Genomic DNA, 24,310 nt, shown 5'->3' with positions numbered 1-24,310 from the left:
GTTGGAATATTCGCGCTGCATCTGTCCACTCGATTCCGTTATCAGGAAGAAAGGGTACGGATCAGGTTGGAATAGTCCTCCTTGATGTCGTGACTCTCCTCCTTCAGCTGCTCGATCTTGCGGCAGGCATGAAGAACGGTAGTGTGGTCACGGCCACCAAAGGCATCACCTATCTCCGGCAAACTGTGGTTGGTCAGCTCCTTGGCCAACGCCATCGCCAGCTGGCGCGGACGGGCAACGGAGCGGGAACGACGCTTGGAGAGCAGATCCGCCAGCTTGATCTTGTAGTACTCCGCCACCGTCTTCTGGATATTGTCGATGGTGACCAGCTTCTCCTGCAGTGCCAACAGGTCGCGCAGCGCTTCGCGCACGAAATCGATGTTGATGGCACGGCCGGTAAAGTTGGCGTTGGCTATCACCCGGTTGAGGGCGCCTTCCAGTTCACGGACGTTGGATCGCAGACGTTTGGCAATGAAGAAGGCCACTTCGTCCGGCAGATGGATCTGGTTCTCGTCTGCCTTGCGCATCAGGATCGCGACGCGGGTCTCCAGCTCCGGCGGTTCGATCGCCACGGTCAGGCCCCAGCCGAAGCGGGACTTGAGGCGATCCTCGACACCGTTGATCTCCTTCGGATAGCGATCCGAGGTCAGGATGATCTGCTGATTACCTTCCAGCAAGGCATTGAAGGTATGGAAGAACTCCTCCTGGGAGCGCTCCTTGTTGGCGAAGAACTGGATGTCATCGATGAGCAGGGCATCGACGCTGCGGTAGTAACGCTTGAACTCTTCAATGGCGTTGTTTTGCAGCGCTTTCACCATGTCCTGAACAAACCGCTCGGAGTGCATATAGATGACTTTGGCATCTTTTTTACTCTCCTTGATGGCATTGCCAACGGCGTGCAGCAGGTGGGTTTTACCCAGGCCGGTGCCGCCATAGAGGAACAGCGGGTTGTAAGCACCACCCGGATTGTCCGCTACCTGACGGGCAGCCGCACGCGCCAACTGGTTGGACTTACCCTCGACGAAATTCTCGAAGGTATAGTTCACGTTGGTGTTGCTCTTGTGGTTCGGCTCGGGCTTGGCTTCAGCCTTGCTTTCCCAGCTCTTCTGCAAGTTATTCACAGGCGCGGCACCCTGTACCGGCGCTCTGGCGACAGCAACAGGATGGGGACGATTGCCTATATCAAAACGCAGGGCGGGGCCATCGACCCCGCAGAGTTCGTTGATGATGCCGTTAACCCGGATGAGATACTTGTCTCGTACCCAGTCCAGAACAAAGCGATTCGGTGCATACAGGGTCAGAGTATTGTCACTCAACTCCGCTTGAAGCGGCCGGATCCACATGCTGAATTCTGCCGAGGGCAACTCATCTTGCAGCCGGTTAAGGCACTGCTGCCATAGCGAAGCAGTCACTCTAAACTCCTGTCGATTGATTAACTAAAGACCGGCTATTCTACGTTTTTAGCCGCCGGATCTCCAGCCATCGCCCGGTGGATCCAGCAAATAAGATCCTTGACTTTCAAGGATCCAGCGCCTTTGGATCGGATTTCATCCCCAAAGTTACCCACAGCTTGATCCACCGTCCGGATTGGTCGATCCCGTGCTTCTCTCCTGTTATTTCATATAACCAAATGTCATTTATTTTTTAAATTTTATTCCAATAACATCAGCGCCAAAGCAGTTATTACAACTACAAATACAAGACATTTAGAGAGAGAAACCCCATGAAAACTTCCATCAAGCTTATTTCCGGCGCAGCCATCCTGTTGGCTACCCTGTCTGGTCAGGCCATCGCCCAGGAGACAATCAAGGTCGGCATGTCCGGCAAGTACTTCCCGTTCACTTTCGTCAAGCAGGACAAGCTGCAGGGCTTTGAAGTGGATATGTGGAACCAGATCGGCGAGCGCACCGGCTACAAGGTCGAGTTCGTGACCGCCAGCTTCTCCGGCCTGTTCGGCATGCTGGAAACCGGCCGTGTCGATACCATCTCCAACCAGATCACCATCACTGACGAGCGCAAGGCGAAGTACGACTTCTCCCAGCCCTACGTCTATGATGGCGCCCAGATCGTGGTCCGTCAGGGCAACAACACCATCCACGGCATCAAGGATCTGGAAGGCAAAAAGGTCGCGGTCAACCTGGGCTCCAACTTTGAAGAGCTGCTGCGCAAGAACGACCCGAACAAGAAGATCGACATCCGCACCTATGACTCCGCCTTCGAGCAGGATGTCGCCCTGGGTCGCATCGACGCCTTCGTGATGGACCGCGTCTCCACCGCCCAGCTGATCAAAGAGTCCAAGCTGCCGCTGCAACAGGCTGGCGCACCGTTCGAGACTATCGAGAACGCCCTGCCCTTCCTGAAGACCCCGGAGAAACAGGCCGTACTTAAGAAGGTCGACGAGGCCCTGACCGCCATGCGCAAGGATGGCTCCCTGCGTCAGATCTCCGAGAAATGGTTCGCTTCCGACATCACCGACAAATAAATGATGGAATTTGACCTCGAATACACGCTGGGGCTGTTTCCCATCCTGCTCAAATATCTGGGCACCACGATGGAGATGGCCCTGTGGGGATTCGTGCTGGCACTCGTACTGTCGCTGGCCCTGGCGATAGTACGGGTGTTTCGCGTCCCTGCGATTCACTGGCTGGCGATGCTCTATATCTCGTTCTTTCGGGGTACACCGCTACTCGTTCAGCTGTTCCTGCTCTACTACGGACTGCCGCAACTGTTCCCGATCTTCGTGGGGATGGATGCCTTTACTGCCGCCATCGTCGGTCTGACCCTGCACTTCGCCGCCTACATGGCCGAGTCGATCCGCGCAGCCATCCTCGGCATTCACAAAAGCCAGATGGAAGCGGCGCTCAGTATCGGCATGAGCCGTTATCAGGCGATGCAGCGGATCATCCTGCCGCAGGCGGCACGCATCGCCACCCCGTCGCTGATGAACTACTTCATCGATATGATCAAGAGCACCTCGCTGGCCTTCACCCTGGGGGTGGCCGAGATCATGGGCAAAGCGCAGATGGAAGCCTCCTCCTCCTTCAAGTTCTTCGAGAGCTTTATGGCGGTGGCGCTGATCTACTGGGTGGTGGTGATCTTCTTTACCCGCTTGCAGCATCTGCTGGAAGTCCGTCTCAACCGCGCCTATTAAAGGAGGGCTCTCATGATCAAGCTAACCGGCCTCTCCAAGGCATATCACGGCAATCAGGTGCTCAACGGCATCGATCTGGAGGTCAAAAAGGGGGAAATTGTCGTCATCATCGGCCCCTCCGGCACCGGCAAGTCGACCCTGTTGCGCTGCCTGAACCTGCTGGAGACCCCGGATGCGGGCACCCTTGCCATCGACGATCTCGAGCTGAATCTGGCCAAGGCCAGCGAACAGCAGGCGATCGAGCTGCGCAAGCGGGCCTCCTTCGTGTTCCAGAACTACGCCCTTTTTGCCAACAAAACAGCGCTCGACAACATCGCCGAAGGGCTGATCACCGTCTGGAAGCAGCCAAAAGCGGAGGCCCGCGCCACAGCGCTCGGCATCCTCAAGGACATTGGCCTCGCCGACAAGCAGGATGCCTATCCGGCCTCCCTCTCCGGCGGCCAGCAGCAACGGGTCGGCATTGGCCGCGCCATGGCGGCCCACTCCAAGGTGATCCTGTTTGACGAGCCCACCTCGGCCCTCGATCCCGAGTGGGTCGACGAGGTTTTGGGACTGATGAAAGAGTTGGCCCGCCAGCACCAAACCATGGTGGTGGTGACCCACGAGATTGAATTTGCTCGTGATGTTGCCGATCGGGTGATCTTCATGGAAGGAGGGCGGATCGTCGAGCAGGGCCCGCCGGATCAGATATTGGTCGATCCCAAGGATCCCCGTACCCGGGAGTTCTTGCGGAAAGTCCTTAAATAGCTCTCTCTTTGGCGGCCTGGCCGCCTTTTTTATTGAGGGATCCCTTGTTTAACCCCGGGTTGCCAGTATAATCCGAAGCCCTTGATCCTCTGGATCCTCACGCTCGGCAGTGGCCTTTTCAAGACCATGGCAGGATGAGAGGGAACGGCGGATTGACTAAAAGCCGAACTCTGTTTAGAATTCGGCCTCTTTTGCTAGTCGTCACACGCTATAGCTGGCGCGTCGGCTAAGTGTGACAATCAAAACTGTACAGAAATACGGAATCGAATCATGAAACGTACTTTTCAACCGTCCAACCTGAAGCGCAAGCGCTCTCACGGTTTCCGCGCCCGCATGGCAACTGCCAACGGTCGTAAAGTTCTGGCCGCTCGTCGTGCCAAGGGTCGTGCCCGTCTGGTAGTTTAATGCCTACCCAGCACACCTTCTCTCGGGAGTTACGTCTGTTAACTCCCGAACACTTCAAACGCGTTTTCGCCGAGCCTGTCCGGGCTGCTTCCCCGCAAATTACGCTTCTCGCCTGCCCCAATTCACTCGAACACTCTCGTCTTGGCCTCGCTGTGCCCAAAAAAGCACTAAAGCGTGCCGTCTGGCGTAACCGTGTCAAACGGGTGGTCCGGGAAAGTTTCCGCCTCAAACAACATCAGCTGCCCGCTATCGACATCGTGGTGATCGCCAAGGCCGGTGTGAAAGAGATGGATAACGAGGAACTGTTCAAGTTACTGGAAAAGCTATGGCGCACTCTGTCACGCCGTTGCAATGGGTAGCTATCAAACTGATACGCCTGTATCAGCTAATCATTAGCCCTCTGCTCGGGCCGCGCTGCCGTTTTACTCCAACTTGTTCCCAATTTGCGATAGAAGCCATCCGACTTCACGGTTTCATAAAAGGCGTTTGGTTAGCTAGCAAACGTCTATTAAAATGCCATCCCTTATCCGAGGGTGGTTATGACCCGGTTCCGCAACCAAAGCGAAGAAACTGAAGACTATGGAATCACAACGCAATCTACTCCTGATCGGTTTGCTGTTCGTGAGCTTTCTGCTCTGGCAACAGTGGGAGTCCGACAAGGCTCCGAAGCCGGCCCCGACTACCGTGGCCCAAACCGAACATTTCGTACCTGAAGCCGGTCAGACCGGTGATATTCCTCAGGTTTCCGAGCAAGCCAACGCGACTGCCGCACGCAAGCTGATCACCGTCTCCTCTGACGTGCTCAAGCTGACCCTGGATACCCAGGGTGGTGACGTCGTGTCTGCCGAACTGCTGTCTCACAAACTGGAAGAGGGCAAGGACCAACCGTTCGTGCTGCTGACCAGCAAGCCTGAGCACCTCTATATCGCCCAGAGCGGTCTGGTGGGTCGCAACGGTCCGGACAGTCAGGCCGAAGGTCGTCCTACCTATGAAGCCGCCCAGACCAGCTATCAGCTGGCCGATGGTCAGGATCAAGTCGTCGTTCCGATGACCTGGACCGACAGCAAGGGCGTGGTCTTCACCAAGGAGTTCATCCTCAAGCGTGGCGACTATGCCGTTGGCGTTGATTACAAGATCGACAACAAATCTGCCGAGCCGGTTCAGGTGCAGTTCTATGGTCAGCTGAAGCAGACCGTAGCAACGCCGAAGGATCAGGAAGGTCATGCCATGGTAGCCAGTGCTTACCGTGGTGGTGCCTTCTCCACTGAAGATACCCGCTACAAGAAGTACACCTTCGACGAGATGAAGGATGCCGACCTGAACAAGACCACCAAGGGTGGTTGGGTCGCCATGCTGCAACACTACTTCGTCTCTGCCTGGGCTCCGAATGCCGATGATGCCAACAGCTTCTACAGCCGTGTGATCCCGGGCAAAGGCCAGGCCATCATCGGTTACAAGGCGCCGCTGGTTGACGTGGCTGCCGGCCAACAGGCTGAAGTGACCAGCAAGCTGTGGGTCGGTCCCAAGCTGCAAGACCAGATGGCCAAGGTGGCTAACCACCTCGACCTGACCGTCGACTACGGCTGGCTGTGGTTCATCGCCCAACCGCTGCACTGGCTGCTGACCGTGTTCCACGGTTTCGTCCAGAACTGGGGTCTGGCCATCATCATGCTGACCCTGCTGGTGCGCGGCATCATGTTCCCGCTGACCAAGGCCCAGTACACCTCCATGGCCAAGATGCGCATGCTGCAACCCAAGATTGCGGCCCTGCGCGAGCGCTTCGGCGATGACCGCCAGAAGATGTCTCAGGGCATGATGGAGCTGTACAAGAAGGAGAAGGTCAACCCGCTGGGTGGCTGCCTGCCGATCCTGGTTCAGATGCCGATCTTCATCGCCCTTTACTGGGCACTGATGGAGTCCGTTGAACTGCGTCACGCGCCGTTTGCCCTGTGGATCACTGACCTGTCAGTGAAGGACCCCTTCTTCGTGCTGCCAATCCTCATGGGTGCCTCCATGTGGTATCTGCAGAAGATGAGCCCGACCACCGTAACCGACCCGATGCAGCAGAAAGTGATGCAGTTCATGCCGATCATCTTCACTTTCATGTTCCTCTGGTTCCCGGCTGGCCTGACTCTCTACTGGCTGGTGAGCAACATCATCTCCATCATCCAGCAGACCATCATCTATCGTCAGCTGGAGAAGAAAGGACTGCATTCACGCAGCTAATCTTCCCGTGATGACAAAAGAGGCGGCCTTCGGGCCGCCTTTTTTATTACAATGTCTCCCACTACGTTTTCCTATCAGCGAACAAACGAGCCAAGCAAGATGACAACAGATACGATCGTGGCCCAGGCCACCGCGCCAGGCCGTGGTGGCGTCGGCATAGTCCGGGTCTCCGGCCCCGCCGCCGAACAGGTCGCCGGGATAGTGCTCGGCAAGCTCCCGCGGGTGCGCTACGCCGAATATCTGCCGTTCAAGGATGAGCAAGGCCAGGTACTGGATCAGGGCATCGCCCTGCTGTTCAAAGCACCCAACAGCTTCACCGGCGAGGATGTGCTGGAGCTGCAGGGCCACGGCGGCCCCGTCATCATGGACATGCTGATCCGCCGCATTCTGAAAATCGATGGCATCCGCCCTGCCCGCCCCGGCGAGTTTAGCGAGCGCGCCTTCATCAACGACAAGCTGGATCTGGCACAGGCCGAAGCCATCGCTGACCTTATTGAAGCCTCCAGCGAACAGGCCGCCCGCAGTGCCATGCACTCCCTGCAGGGGCAGTTCTCCAGCAAAATCCAGCAACTGGTGGAGAGCCTGATCCGGCTGCGCATCTATGTGGAAGCGGCCATCGACTTCCCGGACGAGGAGATCGACTTCCTCTCCGACGGCAAGGTGGCGGGCGACCTCTACAGCATCATGTCCGAGCTGGACGACGTGCGCGGGGAAGCCAAACAGGGCGCCCTGCTGCGGGAGGGGATGAAGGTGGTGATCGCCGGTCGTCCCAACGCCGGCAAATCGAGCCTGCTCAACGCTCTGGCAGGCCGTGAGTCAGCCATCGTCACCGAGATTGCCGGTACCACCCGCGACGTGCTGCGCGAGCATATCCATCTCGATGGCATGCCGCTACACATCATCGATACCGCCGGTCTGCGCGACACCCAGGATAAGGTAGAACAAATCGGTATCGAGCGCGCTTGGGCCGAGATCGAACAGGCCGATCGGGTGCTGTTTATGGTGGATGGCACCACCACAGACGCGGTCGACCCGCGGGAGATCTGGCCAGAATTTGTTGATCGGTTGCCAAAAAACATCGGCCTCACCGTCATTCGCAACAAGGCCGACCTGACCGGCGAGGATCTGGCACCGAGCCAGGAGCAGGGCCACGCCGTCTACCGCATCTCCGCCAAGACCGAGCTGGGGCTGCCTGCCCTGCGCGAGCACCTGAAAGCCTGCATGGGCTTCCAGGGCAACACCGAAGGGGGCTTTATGGCCCGTCGCCGCCATCTAGATGCGCTGGAGCGCGCCGCCGAGCGCCTGCTGGTGGCCAAGGAGCAGCTGGAAGTGTTCGTGGCTGGCGAGCTGGTGGCCGAAGAGCTGCGCCTCGCGCAGGAGTCCCTCTCCGAGATCACCGGCGAATTCAGCTCCGACGATCTGCTGGGTCGTATCTTCTCCAGCTTCTGCATCGGCAAGTAATGTGGTGAAAAATCAGCAATAAAAAGCAGCCAGTGAGAATATAAGATATTGTAAATATTGGACTTTGTTTTTTACTGGCTGTTCTTGCCTGATCTTGTTTCGTGAGAATTTACCCCGAGAGTACCCCGAAGTAACCTCTCGGGGTACTTTCGGGGGACAATTATGAAGATCAGCATCGAATTCCGCGAACCGGACGCCGAAGGCAAGCGCGCTCTGCGCTTAACCTATTACGCCGGCTCCTACCTTGACCCAACCACGGGCATCCGCAAGCACAAACGCAGCAGAGAGCCCCTGGATCTCTTCCTGTACGACAAGCCGCGAACCCCAGCACAGCGGCTCCACAACAAAGAAACCCAGCGAGCAGCCGAAGCCATCCGCGCCAAGCGGCTCTTCGAGTACGAGACAGGTAAACACCATCTGGATTTCTCGAACGCCTACAAGGCCAGCTTCTTCGAGTACTTCCAAGAGGTTACAGACCAAAAAGCGGCAGGCAGCAAGAGCAACCACTCTATCTGGATATCAGCCCTCAAGCATTTGCGCCAGTACCATAAACTGCCAGAGCTGACTTTCGAGGAAGTAGATCAGCTGTTCCTAGAGGGGTTTCGGCACTACCTGATGCACAAGGCCCGCACCAAAAGCGGCACACCACTGAGCCGCAACACCCAGAGTGCCTATTTCAACAAGTTGAGAGCAGCCTTGAACCAGGCAGAGCAGGATCGGCTGCTGCCGGATAATCCGGTACGACGTGTCAAAGCTATCCAGGGGGAGAAGAACAAACGGGTTTACCTGACCGAAGACGAGGTACGAGCCCTGGCCCAGGCCGAGTGCCGTTACGACGTTCTTAAGCGCGCCTTTCTGTTCTCTTGTTGCACTGGCTTGCGCTGGTCCGACATTCACAAGCTGACCTGGGCAGAGCTGGAGCCCTTCTATGGCCATTACCGTATCGTATTCACCCAGAAAAAGACCAGCGGCCTGCAATACCTGGATTTGAATGACATGGCGATGCAGCTGATGGGGCGCCCAGGCAAGGCAACAGAGCGGATCTTCAAGGGCCTCAAGTACTCGGCTTGGCACAACATGGAGCTCACCCGGTGGGCGTTGCAGGCGGGTATAACCAAGAAGGTAACCTTCCACAGCGCGCGTCATACCTTCGCCGTCATCCAGCTTAACCGCGGCGTCGATATCTATGCCCTTTCCCGCTTGCTGGGGCACAGTGAGCTGAGAACCACCGAGATCTACGCCGACATTCTTGAATCGCGGCGCCGAGATGCCATGCTCGATTTCCCCAATGTCTTGGGGTGATAGAAGCACCCTCGACAAGATCATGGCCAGGAAGAGCCAACAAATAGGCCAGCGCAACCATGCGCTGGCCTAGATTATCTTAGATAATATAGATCGGATTTCAGGATCGCCCTGCAGCCCAAGCGGTAACTGGGTTTCACTGAATTGGCTTGTGACCGTTATCGTGAACTTTGTGACCACTTTCGTGATAGTTTGTGACCGTTATCGTGATAGTGCAGGCCGGCCGATGGTAAACCGCCCCTTGGCATGTTCACTGATTGACCAACCCAGTTCAGCCAGTTCATACAGTGCCTTGCGAACTCGCGATTGCCGCTTTCGGTTGGTGGCCGCGCTGGACTTATCAGGAAAAGCGTAAGAGACCAGTTTATCTAAACCTACTGGCTTGCTGCGGCCACAATCAATCCAGGCACAAAGCCGCTGATGCAATATCCGGGCAGTGCTACTACGCAGTTGCCGAACCTCAGCCAGATCGATATAGGTATATCGGCCATTACCCAATATGGCATTGGTCAGCAATGGATTAAGCGCCACAAAGAGCCTATCGGTCAGGGGATCGCTGGCATAGTTCGCCAGCAGACGAAAACCACTACGCAAGCCTGCTACCTGTGCTATTACCGACACCTTCCACAACCGCTCGACAGTGCGACGCACCGTATTGGTGTCACGAGGGTTTGCGTAACCAATCTCCTTGGCCAGTTTGCGCAAGCTGCTTTTGACTACCAAGACATCCTGCTGGTTGGCAATCCCACGCAGCTGAAGTAGGTCTCGTAATATCTCTCCGGTTTCACCACTCGCAATAGTCCCAATCTTGCCACTTTCTGATTCAAGCCCAGCTAGGGCAACCAACCCTTGAAGTACGCGCAAATCGTCAGCCCCCAAGGGTTCTGGCCCAGAAAACTCAATCTGATTACCGTTATCCAAACGGTAAATCACCTCCAGCTTGTCACGGCGGCGTTGGCCATTCGAGATCGCCCTAAACAACCCGGGAGCAAGGCAGTGCATATGGTCGTGCCGGGCATGAGTCAATTCAAAGCAAGGCACGTTTGCCCCCAGCCCAGTGTATTTCGTCAAAACCAGCGGGGTACAGCACGCCACCTTCCTTCCGCTCCAGCCAGCGCTCCGGTAGTGGCGGCCCATAATTGCTTTTGCTTACCCCAAACCGCACGTAAAGCTGGCTCTTCTCTGCCGATACGCCCAGCTTCTGCGCCTCTTTCTTGGTCATAGTGGCGAGATAGGCCTGCCAGCGGACGTTGTCCACCAGTACAGACGAACCTCTGCTTGCCTGCTGCAGATCGCCAGCCTCTTGGAAAACTGCGGATTTGCTGGTGTGGTGTACAAACAACACAGCGCATCCCTTCAGCATGGCCAGCCGTTCCAGCTGACCCAGCACCAGTGTCATAGCACAGGCTGCATTCTCATCAGCATCGTGAAAGCGTCTCAGTGTATCGATAACCACCAACCTGACCCCCTCAGCCCAAATGGCAATCGCTTCCCACCAGTGGCTATCCAACACATTTGGACTGGATCCCTGCAGTGGTATAAGACGAAGATCTCGTTCAACGTTGGCACGAAGTTCAGCATCAAGATATCCGCCCAAGGTGAACAAACGCTGGTGCAGCACAGGCCAAGGATCCTCGGCAGGCAGGTAGAGCACAGCCCCCCTGCCCAGCTTGCCAAGTCCAATCCAATCCGGCCCACCGGCGATCTGCATTGCCAGTTGCAATGCCAACATCGACTTGCCCACTCCTCCCGGTGACACCAAAGCACCAACGCAGCCCACCGGCAGCCCTGGGAGGACAAAATCGAGGGGTTTCGGAGGTTCAACAAAAGCCGACCGGAGATCCTGAGGCCAGTGAGATGCTATGAGATCTCGCACCATAACAGCCTCACAACCGCCCATGGCTAGCTTGCCGCACACGCTTGGTTACATGCTCAGTGAGTTCGGCGTCCGGTGAAATGCGGTGGGAGAGCAGCCAGTCCAGCAGCTCAACGCGCTTGAAGTAGATCTTTTTGCCTTGTGGCTTGTAATGCGGCAGACGCTTTTCACTGGTCAGCCGGTACACATAGCTGACAGAAACCCCTAGCAACTCGGCGCACTCCTCGGCAGAAAGCACCTCCTTTTGCGTCAGTCCTTGCTGGATTACCAGCTGCTTAAGCTCATAAAGCTCTTTCAGAATTGACCCGTTAGGATCGCTGTAAACTGACGGATTTTGCTCACGCATGCAGATGATCTCCCTGTAACAAACATCAACATGCAAAGCGTACCGAGGACCTAACGAAATCCAGAGCGCTGTAAGTGCCCAAAATGGGCACTTACAGCGTTTTCTGGAAAATTTTCACATGTGAAATTTTGGCGAGAAACCGCCAGTAAAGTCATCAGGCTCCACTAGGTTGGCTATCCCAAGCCAACCACAGGCTCAGCGATGGTTCATTTCTTTGATCCAATCAGCCACGCTATCAGGGTCGGCAAGCAGCTGGGCGAGCGGCAGATGATTGGAGCAGATCTCAAGCTGATGACATTTGTCACTGTGCTGCCAGTCAGGTTGATGAGCAGGCCAGCTAACCTGCTTGAGCAGATCCCAGAAGTGGTTATCACTATCCTGCAGGCAACGGTACAGATTCACTTCAACCACTGCGTTACCAGACAATTGCAAAGGATCGGGCTGGCCCTTCGTACTTGTACGCAAGGTTGAGTTTTGACGGAAATCATCATCGATATAGAGGCGAAAAATCAGCGTCTTATCACCTTTCAGAGCCGTATCGCTATTCCTGTCCCGGTAGGCGTGATTCGATGCAAACAGTGGCAGATAGTCCCATGCCCAGCTGCTGGATGGGCGGGTTCCTGAGCGGCAGGGGCGGCTATTTTCGCTGGGCTCCCAATACCAGAACTCTGCGTCCAGCGCCTGACTGGCGATCTGATCGAATAGCGGGAGGATACGCTGATAAAAACCGGCGGCGAGTCGGTGAGCTTGTTGCAGTTGGGTCACCAGCTGGGTGACCTGTTCAAGATCGTGTGGCATGACGGCATCCTTAGCCAAAGTCAGTGATTCAAAAAAGAGAAATCGGGGCGAGATAGGTGCAATGTCCCGGCATAGTCGAGCAGAGCAGCCCAACCAGTAGGCTCAGCCGGTGGGGGCGTTTCCCGCTCAGACATCCCCCCGCAATCCAGATCCAGCTGCCCTGCGTAGGCAAACAACGGCGCCCATTCAGGCACCACCGGGGCCATGCCAAACAGCTCAAACGCCTGCAGCCACTCATCGCGAATGGCGCGGTCCTGTCGACAACCCTCAACAAACTCGGAGGCAGTTTGCAGATAGCGGCGCAGTGGCTCCCATTCACGCAAGGTCATCTGGATAAAGCGTTCGGGCAGATCGGGGGGAGACAGCGGAGCGACAGGGATATTGCCAAGTGCCACGTAATAGAGTCGGTCTTCATAGTCATCAAACTCGGCTTCACTGACCACAGCATTGACCTGCGCCAGCCACTGCTCCCGATACTGGTCACCACCGAACGAGGGCTTCACCTCGATAACCACTAGCGCGTCGCCAAAGTGGAGCAGCACATCGGGCTCGACATAACGGCGATCCTGCAGCGATGTCAGTTTTGGCCACAGCTCCAGCCGTTGAAAGGTGGCCGGGTCTAGCGGATTGTCACCGAGTAGAAAGCGCAGCACGGCCCCCAAAGCACCGTCCGAGAGGTGGGGCAGACGGCCAAAGAAAGTAGCAGTCAGCAGATCTTCACTGCCTTTAAACAGGTCGCGCCAGCGCAGAGACTCCCCTTCCCGCTCGATGCGGCCAGCTTTGTTACGCAAAATGGCATGCAGCATCGCAACTCCTTGTAATGTTTATATTTCAAGCAGGCTCCCACATAGCTGAAGAGCCTTCGAGATCCTGCTTTAATACCCACTCGACTACCAGCAACCTTGTCACAAAATAGGCAAAAATCTTGACTGAATGAGGATATCTCTTTAGGTTGACTACAACATGACCCCAGCCACTTGGTTGCTTTGCAACTTACGCTGGGGTTCTTATTAGGTTGATAGTGGATTCACTATGGATAGAATAAATTCTCTCTCTGAACCCTATATTTCAATATTTATTTACATTTAATTACTATAATTAACAACCATATTTTAATTGGTTTATTGTATTTACCAAAATATCCAAAACCTTTTCATGATGACCGCATTCATACCATATAGGCTTGATATTACAGCGTTGTAGCTGCATATCCAATGCATTAAATTTTTGGATATCATCCGGTTGCTCTACAATTGCATAATGATCGGCAACTTTAGGTCGAAGCAGCTCATCCTGAAGAACTTTCTCAAATGTCTTCATAGTACGATCAACAGATAAACTACACCCTAAAAACAATAGCGAGTGACTACGATACAAATGTGATAAAAGTATTGGTATTGGGCTACTCATGTTCACGCCATCGACATCGCTATCAAGATGACTGTAAGCCAACTGATACTCAGATTTTTTGAAAACTCGAAACTCTGGCCGATCAATATTCCCATGCAACTTGAGCAAATAGTTATCACCCCTTGTGATTGCTTTGATAAAATTGTTTGGATTATTCAACCCTTCGCATTTCTCCTTAAACTGTGCTCCTTGTTTTGCATAGCAGTCTTCAATAACGCGATCAAAGTTAGTGGTTATTACACATCCTTTGAATAACTCTGGCAGAACCCAAGAGAACGACTTCTCTGGTTCGGCATACTCAAAGTCTTGCTGAAAATAAAAGTCAAATGATGTACCTCTTGGTTGAGAAACAATCAAATCTAACAATTCTTCATACTGACAATTTTCGAGCATAGACATAATAATATCATCTGGAAGATCGACTTCTTTAGCTTTATTGCTCAGATATGAAGGCCAGCTCTGGCACCCCGCGCTAACAGATGAACCAGCACCAACAAAGGGAGTTATTTTATTGGCTTTGATAGCCGTTAATAACTCGGTGTAATTATTTTTATTTCGTGGAAATATTTCGGAGCAAAGTAAAGAGTCTAATCGCTCTTTTCGTAGTCGTTTACATTCTTGCTCATAAAGCACTTTGTCTCCGTGAAATAGAGCCAAACTTGGTTTCATCAGTGAAACCGTTTCACTTTCACTATCACGCTGGAAATATATTGAATATCCTGATTCATCATTATCCAATATATCATTTTCTTGTTTATATTGATGATAAATCTGTAGGCTCTCAAGCAGAGGTAATATGGCCTCTTTAACTTTAATTGCGTCCCCCATCAGATACTGTCCTCCAGGGCGCCTTCAACCAGCGACTCAGCCAAGGCAAGCTGGGTCTGCTGGTTGATTTGCAGGCTAGCTTTAAGTTGCTCGCAGAGTGTCATCAGTTCATCAACTTTGGCGACAATGTCATTTTGACATGCCATTACAGGAACCATTACCGGGATTTCCTCCACAACCTTCTTACTTATTTTTGGCATGGTACCAGATGTTCCTGTCATCCTATCCCACATGAAGCGCCGAGATCTCGGAGATGACAACCATAGAGACAGATATTTTGCACTGACTTTATGATTCACCATAATCTTCATCATCAAGTCAGGATAAATGATGCCATCAACATCACCTTCAACTAGACAGCTAGAGCCGACATAATTTGCGGAATTACCTCGCTGAATTAGAATGTCATCTTTTCGTATGAATAGATGTGATTCTTTTTCAATAGCAACATCAATGTTTTTAATTTCGGTTAAATTTAAACTGCCATAAGATGTTGCGCCTAACTTCAGTACATAAACGCCGGTATCTTCTGTAGTTTCCTTCGGCGAAAAACCATTTCTTGGGCCAAATGAGATACAATTTTTAAGTTTTTCTTCTCTGACATTATTCCCCCAAGAAACCAGAGTACCAGTCACAGCTAGTTGCAGGATAGTCTGTTTTAAGGCATCGATGCTGGACTCGGTGGTAAAGAGGGTATCAAAGTAACTGCTTAGCCGCGCCCAATTTTGCGACAGCTCATCGGCATCTGCGCTGTCTGTCAGCGTGGTAAGCAGAGTCTCCACCAACGTCTGATGAGCTGCCAACTGCGATTCGCTACGCAGTTCCAACTGGTCGCAGAGGGCCATTAATTCATCGACTTTGGCGACAATGCGGTGTTGTTCTGCAAGTGGCGGGATCGGTATTAGTAACTCGCTAAACTTGTTAACAGATATCCCACCAATAATTCCCGTCATAGCCGCCGAGAAGTTTGAAAAAAAAGTTGGCGTCAGATACGTTGCCAAGAGTAGTTTTGGTTCGAAATTGCTAAAAAGTTCTATAGCAAATAGCTTATTCCCAAAACAAATATCTTTGTCTGTAATGCCACATTTCTTCCCTGCACTACCGCCTTCAGCACATATTAACACCGCATTTTTGTGGGCTACTTTAAAATTAGCCTCATCAAAAGGGATTGTGACACCATTCTCATAATCTAACTTGTCGAATCCATATCCAACGTCTTTTGTCGCAATAAAAGGATATCCTTCTGTGATGCAGGTATATTTTTCTTCCTTTACCTTTGCATTTACGCTATTACCATTAAATATGTTTCCAACATAGCCAATACAAGCCCATTCCCACCCTTCCGGTAATTCAAACGGTTTATCTTCCCCATCAATTTCCGGCAAGGCTTTAGGCTTTTTAATTTTCTTCTCTTTGACTAGCCGAGCCTTTTCACAAGCAATGCGCTCAAGCAGCATGGAGGCAGGTTCATCGCTAGGGTCTTGCGGCACCAATTTACCGCGTACAGCCAATTCCAGAATCAGCTCACGCAGCTTTTTGATGCCGGTAAGCTCCAGCTTGCTGTTGCTGCCACGCCCGGCACTGCTTTTTGGGCGCACAGCAGCAGTCCAGAGTGCCAGATGGTCGGTAATCAGACTTTCGATCGCCATTATGCCTGCCCCCCTTCCTTGGCAGTGTCTTTACCCAAGGCTTCACCTAGAATGGTTTTAAGCTGGTCACGCAAGGTCTTGATTTCTTTCTGCTCTGTGGCATAGCGCGCCAGCAGCTCGTCAGGGTCATGACTTATCTGCTCACCGACATGGGGGTTTTTAATATCGAGGTTGAAGTTACGTGCCACAATCTCGTCAATGCTGACCTTCCAGGCATGCTCGTTCTCTACCCGGGTCACAAAGCCGTCCGCCTCATCACCCCACCAGGCGATCTCGGCCTCAAACTCCTCGAACTTCATCGGCTTGGTCTTGCTGTAACTCTTCACCCCAGTTGGATAGGGGTGCTCGTAGAACCAGACATCCTTGGTGGGCTGGCCCTTGGTGAAGAAGAGGATATTGGTCTTGATGCCGGTATAGGGGGCAAACACACCGTTGGGCAGCCGCACTATGGTGTGCAGGTTGCATTCGCTGGTGAGCAGTTGCTTGATCTTGGTTTTGACCCCTTCGCCAAACAGAGTTCCATCAGGCAGCACTACGGCGGCGCGACCGTCTTTTTTCAGGACTTCGATGATCAACTGCAGGAATAGGTCGGCGGTTTCGCGGGTGCGCAGATCGGCCGGGAAGTTCTGCTCGATGCCATCCTCTTCGGTGCCGCCAAAGGGCGGGTTGGTAAGGATCACATCAATATCACTGTCCCAACTCGATAGCGGCTTGTCGAGGGTGTTGCCGTGGCGAATTTGCACCGGTACCTCGATGCCGTGGAGCATCATATTGGTGGTGCAAAGGAGATGCGGCAGCTGCTTCTTCTCTACCCCCAAGATCTGCTGCTGCAGGGTCTTATGGTCGTTTGATGTCTCGACATAGTGCTCTTTGACATGATCGAAGGCACAGGCGAGAAAACCACCGGTGCCGCAGGCCGGGTCCATGATCCGCTCGCCAAGCTTGGGGTCGATGCGGTTCACCATAAAGCGGGTGACGGCGCGGGGGGTGTAGAACTCGCCAGAATTACCGGCACTTTGCAGGTCGCGCAGGATCTGTTCGTAGATATCGCCAAACAGGTGGCGCTCGCTGCGGTCGGTAAAATCGATCTCGTTGAGCTTGTTGATCACCTGCTTGAGCAGAGTGCCGTTTTTCATGTAGTTGAAGGCATCGCTGAACGCCTCTTTCACCACATAGCCACGGGGATTGAGATCGATATTGGCAGGCTGGTTTTTCAAGCTGTCGAACAGATCGTTGTTGACGAAATCAAGTAGAGCATCGCCAGTCAGCCCTTCACTATCGGCCGCCCAGTTGCGCCACAGGAAGCGCTCGGGGATGGGGCAGCGGTAGTTATCCTGCTCAAACTCCAGCTCCTCTTCTTGGGCGTCGAACACTTTCAAAAACAGCAGCCAGGAGAGCTGACCAAGGCGCTGGGCATCGCCGTCGATACCGGCGTCCTTGCGCATGATGTCCTGAATGGATTTGATAACTGAGCTGATGGATGACATGGAATTCTCTGCTTTTTACAAAAATGGTGACGAAAACAGGGGCGAATGCGTCAGGAAGATCGATAAAACAAGCGGCCATAATTGCCATGGCCGCACAGTAGTTCGGTTACAGCGTTGGCGTCAGGCGCTCTGCTGCTCACGATAAATTTCTTGCTCCAGTTCGGTGATTGCCTGCTCGAACTGCTTGGCGCCACCAAAACCCTTCTTGGCCAACTCCAGCGGACGACCCAACTCGGTAAAGGGGGCCACTTTTAGCGCATCCTTGGTCTCAATCTCGGTCACACCCTGATCGGCATACTTGTCGAGTAGACTGGTGAGCACCTGCCGGGCGGTGTCGTTGTACTTGGCGAAGTAGTTGCGTTTTTTGACGTTGTTGGCCCGCTCGCGGCGGGTCAGTGGCGGCTGATCGTATACCACATGGCAGATAAGGTCGAATGGGTCGAGTTCCTTGCCCACTTCCTGTTCCAACACCTCCCACAGCACGCCCGCCTGCGCCAACTCATCCATGATGGCTTGCTTGCGCTCGGCGGCTTGCCAGCGTTTGGTGAAGGCATCCAGAGTGGCAAACTCCTTGAGCAGGGTCTTTTTGGTGTAGTCCTTGAATGATTCGGTCACCAGCCTGCCATCGGCATCGTAATACTGCACCCGCTCAGCAATGACGCTGACCGCCACGCCGTTGACATAATACTTACTGACTCTAGGCTCGGGCCCACCCAGCGGGCCTGCGCCCTGACCCCCTGCGCCACTCTGGCCACCATCACTACCGCCTGTGTAACTGCCGGGTTGTTCATCGATCCCTGGGGCAAATGGATCGTCATTGTCGCCGGGTTCATCGGCTGGCAATGGATCGGTGCCGTCGATGATATCGCCCAAGCCTTCATCCGGATTGTTGATGTCTGCCGGTTTGACCACCATGACACGCTCCGGCTCACCATCGAAACGGGGATCGGCAAACAGCTCGGTGGCCTTCTTGAAATCGAGAATGGTAAACCAGAGCTTGCCGTACTTGTCGTCGATACGGGTGCCACGGCCGATGATCTGCTTGAACTTGGTCATGGACTGGATGTTTTGGTCCAGCACCACCAGCTTGCAGGTCTTGGCATCGACGCCGGTGGTCATCAGCTCGGAAGTAGTGGCAATCACCGGATAGGGCTTTTTCGGGTTGATGAAGTTGTCGAGCTGGGCCTTGCCAAGATCATCATCGCCAGTGATTTTCATCACATACCGATCATCTTTAAGCATCTGCTCGGGGTTACGGTTTGCCAGCGCCCGTCGCATCCGGTCGGCATGATCTATGTCGTTGCAGAACACGATGGTCTTGGCCATCGGGTCGGTTTTCTTGAGGTAGTTGGTGATGGTCTCGGCCACCAGTTCAGTTCGCTCGTCGATCACCAGAGTGCGGTCGAAGTCCTTCTGGTTATATATACGGTCTTCAATCAGGTTGCCCTGTTTGTCCAGCTGCCCTTTGGTGGGACGCCACCCCTGCAGATCCACATCGATATCGACCCGTACCACCTTGTAGGGGGCGAGGAAGCCATCTTCAATGCCTTCTTTGAGCGAGTAGCTGTAGACGGGATCGCCGAAGTAGTCTGTGTTGGAGACGGTCTCGGTCTCTTTGGGCGTTGCGGTGAGGCCAATCTGGGTGGCCGATGAGAAGTATTCGAGGATCTCACGCCAGGCGCTGTCTTCGGCGGCGCTGCCCCGATGGCACTCATCCACAACGATCAGGTCGAAGAAGTTGGGAGATACCTGCTTGAAGGCTTTCTGCGACTCTTCCGGCCCGGTGAGCGCCTGATAGAGGGCAAGGTGGATCTCATAGGCAGGATCGATAGTGCGTCCGGTGACCTTGGTCATGGCCGGGCCAAAGGGCTGAAAGTCATTGCTCTTGGTCTGATCCACCAGAATGTTGCGATCGGCAAGAAACAGAATGCGCTTCTTAGCGCCCGCCTTCCACAAACGCCAGATGATTTGAAACGCTGTGTATGTCTTGCCAGTGCCGGTAGCCATCACAAGCAATACTTTTGGTTTACCTGCAGCGATGGCTTCGACAGTCTTGTTGATGGCTTGCAGCTGGTAGTAGCGGGGAGATTTGCCACTGCCATCCGAGTAATAGTCCTGATTGATGACAGGCAGCTGAGCCTGGGTGTAACCCTTCCATGTGAAGAACTTGTCCCAAAGCTGGCCGGGGCTGGGGAAATCCTCCAGCGCGATCTCGGATTCCAGCTTGGCAGGATTGGTCTTGTCATGAAATACAAAGCCATCGCCATTGCTGGCAAACGTGAACGGCACATCCAGCAGACGGGCATAATCGAGCCCCTGCTGCATCCCCTTGCCAATCTCATGCTTGTTGGCTTTGGCCTCGATCACCGCCAGTGGCAAGCCCATCTTGTGATAGAGCACGATATCGGCCGATTTGACCGTTTTACGCATAGCTACCGGGCCACGCACAATCACCTTCCCATCCTGTAGTTTTACTTCTTGGCGGATCTGGGTCAGGTCATCCCACCCCGCCGCCTTGATGGCAGGCAGAAGATATTTGGAGATGATGTCGGCTTCGGTGAGGGTTGCTTTGTTGATCTCGGCCATGAGCACTCTTCCGGTCGGGGGACATTATTGATCAAGATTCTCTCATAAAATCAGCATGGTTTTCTTGATTTCAGACTCATAAAGCAACATGGAGGGGTAACTCTTGATAGCGTACCTTCTGACCAAGGATACGTCTGGCAATGGCATCACCATGTTGCGCTGAATGCTTTTTGAAGGGCATAGCTTGAGTTAGCCCCATCGCCAGTCAGCCGGTTTAGCTCTCGCTGAACGCAAAGGCCAAGATTCCAGATAGATAGGAATCCGCCCCCCATATTTCAGCACACCAGAGTCCATCATCCCTTCAAATAAGATGACCAATATTCCATAGAGAAAAACTGCACGAAATTTCCAGATAGATAGGAAGTCTTCGAGCAGAATTCCACATAACTCGTTCTGAACTGGCATTCCACTATGTGGAAAATTCGCACCACTTTTCCAGATAGATAGTTATGTGGAAAGAAACTGGACGGGAATTGGCTGGGGATGACAAGACTCATTTCATGAGCCTCACATCCTGCGAGATTCCACACCGCTATATTTGTCACGAACGGACAAACTTTAATACTTTCAGTCGGTTGTTGATTTTTCTATGAGCGAAGTCCATGGTGATATGGAGTTTGGTCACACGATCACCTGATTGCATCATTTATCCGCTACACCTGAGGCCATCACCATGAACAGCATCGTCATCCTGATCCTCCTGTTTTCATTCCTGATAGGCTTTGGCGCCTTTGCTGCATGGCTGTATATCGAGAAGCGTCGCATGGGTACCTCGGATAAATGACTCGCTATTTTACTGAACGGACCTCTTTTGCCACGCACGAAATCAGATGGCGGGAGCAGCCCAACATTTCCTGGATCACCGAGTAGCTGTGTCCGGTGCTCAACAACTGTGCGATGTGCTGACGCTTCTTTTCATCTTTCTGGCGACCGCGATATTTCCCCTCATCCCTGGCCTTGGCAATACCCTGCTGTTGCCTGCGTCGGCGATCTTCGTAGTCTTTGCGAGCGACGGCTGCCAGCATATCCAGCAGCATGCCATTTACAGCCTGCAAGATTGCGCTGGTGAACTCGGAGCGGCCGTCCCCCTGTAATGCCACCCAGGAAGTCGGAAGTTCAGGAGAAACGATGGAGAGCTGTTTCTGGGCCAACAACTGCTTCAGTGTTTGCCAATCTGTCTGATTGAGACGGGCCAGACGATCAATCTGCTCTACCAGCACAATGTCATGATCTGCTGCGTCGCGGATCAGTCTCATAAGCTCAGGCCTGTCCAACGTCGCCCCCGACTCATTCTCCACATAGAAACTGGCAATCTGATGGCCATGCTCAGCAGCAAAACCAATCAGCAGCTCTCGTGCCCGCTCAGCATCCTGTTCCACAGTCGATGCACGTAAATACGCCCGTATGAACATTGAAACCCCCATCAGTCTGTTTAAAGTGGTTCCTAATTATTGGTTCAATATAAGTGGTTTCAATATGATTTTCGAGAGGGTATCAAGTGGTTTTTATGGGGTATACCTTTTTAGAACCACCACATGACGATCGAAACACAACCTTTCGATAGCCTTTTGATCTGACAGCACAAACTTTAAGTGTGATCCGTCATCACAAAGTCGCTTTTGAGTTGTATTTGAGTATTTAAGCGACGTTGCTCACTATTCCTGATCTGCTGAATGGGATGCCAAAGGAGGAAATCTACAGAAGCTGGGCTTTGAGGTGAGTCATCTTTTCGACTCACCGAACAAGCCAGCAGCCAAGCGCAGCGCGGCAGTTCTTTACCCCATGGCTTGGTAATCTCCCCGTCTGCTGTTCTCTTACCCGCTATAGGGGATAAATGTTAAATACCGCCTACGGCGTGTAAATTATACTTACCCTCTATAGCAGGTAAATATTGATATACCTGTCATAGCGTGTAAATTGGAAGAAGGCACGCTACCAGGTTGTCGAATCATGAAAGTAACCAGCGCCAAGCAGCTGAGCGCCTGTATCAAGGATGCCAGGCTTTCTCAAAAGCTCTCTCAAGGCAAAGTGGCCGAGAAAGTAGGGATTAGGCAAGACACAGTCTCCAGCTTCGAGCTCAACCCTGAGTCCACCAAGCTGGAGACCCTGTTCAAGATCCTCGCGGCACTCGAGTTGTCAGTGGATATCAAACCCCGCAATGAGTCATCCGAGAGTCCGGCATCGGGCTGGAAGGAGGAGTGGTAATGGCCAATCTGGCTGTCTATATGAACGGCTATCGGGTAGGCACATTCACCAAAACTACCAGCGGCGCCCATCAGTTTCAGTACCATGAGTCATGGCTAGCACAACCGGGCAGCCGTCCGATCTCACTCTCCATGCCATTGCGCCATCAGACCTACCGGGGCGATGAAGCCTATAACTTCTTCGACAACCTGCTGCCAGATAATACGGAGGTGAGAAACAGGGTTGTAGCACGCTATCAAGCGGCATCAACCCAGCCCTTCGATCTGCTCAGTTGCATTGGCCAGGATAGCGTAGGGGCATTACAGCTGGTTACCGAAGGGCACGATGTTCCAGATGTCAGGCGAATCGACTACAAGGCACTTTCCGATGACGAGCTCGAGCAGATCCTGACCAGCTACAAATCAGGAATCCCTTTGGGGATGGTCAGGGAGCAAGAGGAGTTCCGGATCTCTATCGCCGGGGCGCAAGAAAAGACTGCGCTGCTCTATATCGATGGCCGTTGGTACTTGCCACTCAACGCAACGCCGACAACCCACATTATCAAACTCCCTATTGGCAAGATTGAAAGCCACTCCTACTCTATAGACCTCTCCCAGAGCGTAGAAAACGAATATCTCTGCACTCTGATTGCCAAGGAGTTTGGTCTACCCGTACCTCACTGCTTCATGATGCAGGTTGGCCAGGTCAAAGCACTGGCTGTGGAACGCTTCGACAGACGTTACGCTGCCGATCGCAGTTGGATCATGCGCCTTCCCCAAGAAGATTTCTGTCAGGTATTGAATGTTCCGTCAGCACGGAAATACGAGAGCCATGGAGGACCGGGGATCACTGACATCATGAAAACCTTGCTGGGCTCTGCGACACCAGAACAGGATCGCTACCTGTTCATGAAATCTCAGGTCCTGTTCTGGCTGCTAGCGGCCACCGATGGCCATGCAAAGAACTTCTCGGTCTTTATTGAACCGGAAGGGCGTTTTCGCCTGACCCCTTTTTACGACATTCTATCTGTCTATCCAGTGTTTGGCGGCCGAGGTCTACACCCACGCGATGCAAAGCTGGCCATGGGCCTAACTGCGACTAAGGGCAAGAAATATGCGATAGAGCAGATATTTCCTCGCCATTTCTATCAGACTGCCAAAGCGGTTGGATTTGAAAAGGGGCAAATGGAAATGATCCTGAACGAAATGGCCAGTAGTCTGGATGAAGTGATCTCGGCCGTCCGTCAGCAGTTACCAGATACATTTCCCGCCCAGATTGCGGACTCGATTCTGGATGGGCTAAAGTCTAGATCTACTCGATTGGAAATCGTTCAGACATAAACTTTATCGATTGAAGCTATTTTAAGACCAAACAAAAGGCCCCAAAAGGGGCCCACTAGGGTTTACTCCGCGTGATAGCTTCGTCAACTCTCTTCTTAATCTCTTTAAGTCGATCCGGAAAGCGCTTGTCTGTTACCTTCCCAAACATCTGGTCATGGTCAATGATAAACCGCAATGTAACCGTATCATCTGTACCTTCTACTGGTTGGAAGTCAATGATGACAAGCGGATCATTATCGCCATTACCAAGTAGCCTTACATGATAAAGCCCCATCAGATATGGAATGGTACCTGACTCTGCACCTTCGTCAGATGGCTTCGCTCTCCCATAAGTTCGATCAGCCTTATCTCGATATATCTCGACGGCACCGTTATCACTCCATAGAGTCATCAGGCCATCAACATCGTCGAGATACTCTTTGACCTCATACCCAAACTCTTGACTTAGAGCCTCAAAAAGCGGACTCAAAAGAACCTTTGATACTCGTTTTACTTGTATGCTCATGGGCGAGGC

23 protein-coding genes are annotated in these 24,310 nt (G+C 53.1%); 11 read left to right on the top strand and 12 right to left on the bottom strand.

The window, feature by feature from the left end; all coding sequences use genetic code 11:
* Positions 1–41: 41 nt before the first annotated feature.
* Positions 42–1,412 carry a chromosomal replication initiator protein DnaA gene (gene dnaA / locus AB5Z05_RS12675; protein ID WP_005339307.1) on the bottom strand — a complete coding sequence of 457 codons (1,371 nt, stop codon included), beginning with the start codon at positions 1,410–1,412 and terminating at the stop codon, positions 42–44.
* Between the two features lie 311 nt (positions 1,413–1,723).
* On the opposite strand from dnaA, the gene AB5Z05_RS12670 reads away from it, so the two are divergent.
* The 9 genes from AB5Z05_RS12670 (at position 1,724) to AB5Z05_RS12630 (ending at position 9,292) form a co-directional block, all read left to right on the top strand.
* Complete coding sequence (locus AB5Z05_RS12670) at positions 1,724–2,482, top strand: amino acid ABC transporter substrate-binding protein (protein WP_368151739.1); 759 nt, start codon at positions 1,724–1,726, stop codon at positions 2,480–2,482.
* On the top strand, positions 2,483–3,151 hold the full coding sequence (locus AB5Z05_RS12665; protein WP_019445518.1) for an amino acid ABC transporter permease: 669 nt from the start codon (positions 2,483–2,485) through the stop codon (positions 3,149–3,151). It begins immediately after the preceding gene.
* A gap of 12 nt (positions 3,152–3,163) precedes the next feature.
* The gene (locus tag AB5Z05_RS12660; RefSeq protein WP_005339311.1) at positions 3,164–3,898 is read left to right on the top strand and encodes an amino acid ABC transporter ATP-binding protein; all 735 of its coding nucleotides are present in this window, start codon (positions 3,164–3,166) and stop codon (positions 3,896–3,898) included.
* 270 nt (positions 3,899–4,168) lie between these two features.
* On the top strand, positions 4,169–4,303 hold the full coding sequence (gene rpmH, locus AB5Z05_RS12655; protein WP_005307156.1) for a 50S ribosomal protein L34: 135 nt from the start codon (positions 4,169–4,171) through the stop codon (positions 4,301–4,303).
* Positions 4,303–4,662: a ribonuclease P protein component gene (gene rnpA / locus AB5Z05_RS12650; protein ID WP_005339313.1), complete on the top strand. Its 360-nt coding sequence runs from the start codon at positions 4,303–4,305 to the stop codon at positions 4,660–4,662. The genes rpmH and rnpA overlap by 1 nt, the downstream gene beginning before the upstream one ends.
* On the top strand, positions 4,629–4,877 hold the full coding sequence (yidD, locus tag AB5Z05_RS12645) for a membrane protein insertion efficiency factor YidD (RefSeq protein WP_010672280.1): 249 nt from the start codon (positions 4,629–4,631) through the stop codon (positions 4,875–4,877). Before rnpA ends, yidD begins: the two co-directional genes overlap by 34 nt.
* 5 nt (positions 4,878–4,882) lie before the next feature.
* The gene (yidC, locus tag AB5Z05_RS12640) at positions 4,883–6,529 is read left to right on the top strand and encodes a membrane protein insertase YidC (protein WP_368151736.1); all 1,647 of its coding nucleotides are present in this window, start codon (positions 4,883–4,885) and stop codon (positions 6,527–6,529) included.
* 99 nt (positions 6,530–6,628) lie between these two features.
* On the top strand, positions 6,629–7,990 hold the full coding sequence (gene mnmE, locus AB5Z05_RS12635; RefSeq protein ID WP_106844446.1) for a tRNA uridine-5-carboxymethylaminomethyl(34) synthesis GTPase MnmE: 1,362 nt from the start codon (positions 6,629–6,631) through the stop codon (positions 7,988–7,990).
* Positions 7,991–8,152: 162 nt separating this feature from the next.
* A complete protein-coding gene (locus AB5Z05_RS12630; protein WP_159142772.1) occupies positions 8,153–9,292 on the top strand; it encodes a site-specific integrase in 1,140 nt (379 codons plus the stop codon).
* A gap of 201 nt (positions 9,293–9,493) precedes the next feature.
* On the opposite strand, the gene repC is transcribed toward AB5Z05_RS12630, so the two are convergent.
* The 10 genes from repC to AB5Z05_RS12580 all read right to left on the bottom strand — a co-directional run bounded on the left by repC (position 9,494) and on the right by AB5Z05_RS12580 (position 21,684).
* Positions 9,494–10,294 carry a replication protein C, IncQ-type gene (gene repC, locus AB5Z05_RS12625; RefSeq protein ID WP_058056544.1) on the bottom strand — a complete coding sequence of 267 codons (801 nt, stop codon included), beginning with the start codon at positions 10,292–10,294 and terminating at the stop codon, positions 9,494–9,496.
* Positions 10,295–10,319: 25 nt separating this feature from the next.
* Entirely contained in the window at positions 10,320–11,171 is an 852-nt protein-coding gene (locus AB5Z05_RS12620; protein WP_187269114.1) for a helicase RepA family protein, read from the bottom strand.
* 7 nt (positions 11,172–11,178) lie between these two features.
* The gene (locus tag AB5Z05_RS12615) at positions 11,179–11,514 is read right to left on the bottom strand and encodes a helix-turn-helix domain-containing protein (protein ID WP_159142775.1); all 336 of its coding nucleotides are present in this window, start codon (positions 11,512–11,514) and stop codon (positions 11,179–11,181) included.
* 195 nt (positions 11,515–11,709) lie between these two features.
* Positions 11,710–12,312, bottom strand: coding sequence for a hypothetical protein (locus AB5Z05_RS12610; RefSeq protein WP_159142776.1), 603 nt, complete (start codon positions 12,310–12,312; stop codon positions 11,710–11,712).
* 20 nt (positions 12,313–12,332) lie between these two features.
* A complete protein-coding gene (locus AB5Z05_RS12605; protein WP_075112296.1) occupies positions 12,333–13,118 on the bottom strand; it encodes a hypothetical protein in 786 nt (261 codons plus the stop codon).
* 292 nt (positions 13,119–13,410) lie between these two features.
* Positions 13,411–14,550, bottom strand: a complete 1,140-nt coding sequence (locus AB5Z05_RS12600; RefSeq protein ID WP_159142777.1) for an SIR2 family protein — start codon at positions 14,548–14,550, stop codon at positions 13,411–13,413.
* Positions 14,550–16,199 carry a restriction endonuclease subunit S gene (locus AB5Z05_RS12595; protein ID WP_159142778.1) on the bottom strand — a complete coding sequence of 550 codons (1,650 nt, stop codon included), beginning with the start codon at positions 16,197–16,199 and terminating at the stop codon, positions 14,550–14,552. The genes AB5Z05_RS12600 and AB5Z05_RS12595 overlap by 1 nt, the downstream gene beginning before the upstream one ends.
* On the bottom strand, positions 16,199–17,686 hold the full coding sequence (locus AB5Z05_RS12590) for an N-6 DNA methylase (protein WP_193861258.1): 1,488 nt from the start codon (positions 17,684–17,686) through the stop codon (positions 16,199–16,201). Before AB5Z05_RS12590 ends, AB5Z05_RS12595 begins: the two co-directional genes overlap by 1 nt.
* A 120-nt stretch (positions 17,687–17,806) precedes the next feature.
* Positions 17,807–20,272: an EcoAI/FtnUII family type I restriction enzme subunit R gene (gene hsdR / locus AB5Z05_RS12585; protein WP_368151731.1), complete on the bottom strand. Its 2,466-nt coding sequence runs from the start codon at positions 20,270–20,272 to the stop codon at positions 17,807–17,809.
* A gap of 788 nt (positions 20,273–21,060) precedes the next feature.
* Positions 21,061–21,684: a recombinase family protein gene (locus AB5Z05_RS12580; RefSeq protein ID WP_368151729.1), complete on the bottom strand. Its 624-nt coding sequence runs from the start codon at positions 21,682–21,684 to the stop codon at positions 21,061–21,063.
* A 538-nt stretch (positions 21,685–22,222) separates the two neighbouring features.
* On the opposite strand from AB5Z05_RS12580, the gene AB5Z05_RS12575 reads away from it, so the two are divergent.
* Both AB5Z05_RS12575 and AB5Z05_RS12570 read left to right on the top strand, forming a co-directional pair.
* Complete coding sequence (locus AB5Z05_RS12575) at positions 22,223–22,477, top strand: helix-turn-helix domain-containing protein (protein WP_017410478.1); 255 nt, start codon at positions 22,223–22,225, stop codon at positions 22,475–22,477.
* On the top strand, positions 22,477–23,796 hold the full coding sequence (locus AB5Z05_RS12570) for a type II toxin-antitoxin system HipA family toxin (protein WP_368151727.1): 1,320 nt from the start codon (positions 22,477–22,479) through the stop codon (positions 23,794–23,796). Before AB5Z05_RS12575 ends, AB5Z05_RS12570 begins: the two co-directional genes overlap by 1 nt.
* A 55-nt stretch (positions 23,797–23,851) precedes the next feature.
* Here the strand turns inward: AB5Z05_RS12570 and AB5Z05_RS12565 are convergent, their stop codons facing one another.
* On the bottom strand, positions 23,852–24,301 hold the full coding sequence (locus tag AB5Z05_RS12565; RefSeq protein WP_368151725.1) for a hypothetical protein: 450 nt from the start codon (positions 24,299–24,301) through the stop codon (positions 23,852–23,854).
* Between the last annotated feature and the right edge of the window lie 9 nt (positions 24,302–24,310).

It is taken from the genome of Aeromonas sp. R2-4 (assembly GCF_040908365.1).
Classification (GTDB): domain Bacteria; phylum Pseudomonadota; class Gammaproteobacteria; order Enterobacterales; family Aeromonadaceae; genus Aeromonas; species Aeromonas veronii.
The sequence above is the reverse complement of the archived record's forward strand: the minus strand, read 5'-3'. Positions and strand labels throughout refer to the sequence as shown.